The following is a 1,627-nucleotide window of genomic DNA, read 5'->3' as shown; positions in this document are numbered from 1 at the left end:
GCCTGCTTGCCGATCTCAGTCAGATTAGCAGGAAGCCATACCTTCTTCAGACTACTACAGCTCTGGAAAGCACTGGTTCCAATCTTCTCTACACCTGCTGGAAGATGAAGCTCCTCCAACTTAGATAAACCGCTGAAAGCAGACTCACCTATAGAGGTAAGCTTTGACAGTTGAGAAAGGTTCACCGAGGCAAGCTTGCTACAACCCTTGAAGGCATCCTTACCTATCTCAGATACACTCGATGGAAGAACTACACTCATCAGGTTAGTACAGCCTGAGAAAGCATTCTCGTCAATGATCTCAATACCTGCCTTGTCAATGCCGTCTGATTCTGTCCAGGTCTTCTCCTTGATGACAAGACTCTGGACCTTGTCCTTGTTGTCAAAAGTTGAAGGAGAGATGATATTTACATAATAACTTATTTCATTACCTTCCTTATTCTTAATTACAACTGAGCTTGGGATCTCAAGTTCGGTCTTACTACCGTCACCAGGGAAGGTGATGCCGATTATTGTCGCATCCTGCTTACTAGTATGGTAACGGTACTTGAACGTACTACCTTGGTAAGCAAGGTAATCACTCTCCTCCCACTTGCCCTTCTCTTTATTCAGGAAATCCTTCCAACCTGTTGTTGTCGTATAGCTATTTTCACCTTCGTCAGGAATATATAACTGGGCATTCTTATATACCTTATCGTCAAACACGTTTTCAGATATATCAAATGCTGTGACGATGTCAGAGACTATCTTTGTGATATTCTCACAACCGGCAAAGGCACTTGCACCGATGGATGACAGGGTCTTTGGCAATGTCAACTCGTTCAAACCGGTACAATTCTCGAAGGCCTTTGCACCGATACTCGTAACACCTTCACGAAGTGTCAGATTCTCAAGACTCTTACTTGTCGCAAACGAAGAGGCACCGATGGATACAATATCATAGTCATTCCATTTCTTTGTGCCGTCGGACAAAGTCTCTTCAGCGGAAATTGACTCCGGTACCTTTACATCCTTGCGGGATGAAGTTGACTTCGTCAGGATTGCATACCTGTTGTAACCGTCACCTTCCGAAGAAGAAGAATTCTTCACCTTATAATAAGAGAAGGTCATATCCTTGCCATCACCCTCGGTTACTGGTTGGACACCCAGGAACTCACCGCCTACGATGTTCGCAAACTGTGACCAGCCACCCGTATAGTAAGTCTCGGTCATGCCACTAGGAACAAACAAGGTAGACGTCTTGCCAGAAATAGAGAACACATCAGTGCCGATCTCAAGGAGAGACTCACGGGCTATATATACATTAGATATCTTACTACTACTTGCAAATGCATTGGAACCTATAGAGGTCAATGACGATGGAAGCCAGATATTCTCCAGGCTGCCGCAGTTCTGGAAGGCATAGGCACCAATCTTACCAAGACCCTCCGGCAGACGAAGCTCAGACAGACTTGCACCACTGAAGGCAGACTCACCTATAGAGGTAAGCTTTGACAGTTGAGAAAGGTTCACCGAGGCAAGCTTGCTACAGCCCTTGAAGGCATCCTTACCTATCTCAGATACACTCAATGGAAGAACTACACTCGACAGATTAGTACAGCTTGCGAACGCATTTTCACCTATTTTAT

1 protein-coding gene is annotated in these 1,627 nt (G+C 45.1%); it reads right to left on the bottom strand.

Translation table 11 applies throughout. From position 1 onward, the window contains the following. The coding region (locus tag T491_RS0115185) for a leucine-rich repeat domain-containing protein (protein ID WP_028904630.1) at positions 1–1,627 on the bottom strand (1,627 nt) is incomplete at both ends.

This window comes from Prevotella sp. P6B4, from assembly GCF_000619985.1.
Taxonomy (GTDB): Bacteria; Bacteroidota; Bacteroidia; order Bacteroidales; family Bacteroidaceae; genus Prevotella.
The sequence above is the reverse complement of the archived record's forward strand: the minus strand, read 5'-3'. Positions and strand labels throughout refer to the sequence as shown.